This window comes from Ochrobactrum sp. SFR4 (assembly GCF_019730395.1).
Taxonomy (GTDB): domain Bacteria; phylum Pseudomonadota; class Alphaproteobacteria; order Rhizobiales; family Rhizobiaceae; genus Pseudochrobactrum.
Map to the genome: position 1 here is coordinate 1 of NZ_JAAPBB010000512.1, position 320 is coordinate 320.

The 320-nt window shown below is 54.4% G+C and carries 1 pseudogene; it reads right to left on the reverse strand.

Annotated elements, in window-relative coordinates:
* Window positions 1-259: pseudogene (locus HBA93_RS20040) on the reverse strand (hypothetical protein); the annotation flags it as partial.
* Window positions 260-320 lie beyond the last annotated feature (61 nt).

Sequence of the window (320 nt, forward strand, 5' to 3'; positions counted from 1 at the left end):
GATACAGCGCAGGCACGACAACCCGCCGGATAATCAGGATAGCCAGCGTCACTGCAGCTATGGCAGACACCAGCAAAAACAGATCGTTATAGGACAGAACGGTAGCCTCTTTCACAATCTGCTGACCAAGCAGAGCGGCACCTTCAGCATTGACATAGACCGGATCCGTGATCACCTTCGACACAGAGGCAGACAGCTGTGCTATACGCTGTGCCACCAAAGGATCGGTCATTACAATCTGATCATAGAGCGCACGCATGTGATGTTGCTGCCGCCACGTCACAAAGCTGCCGAACACCGCCGAACCAAACAAGCCGCCG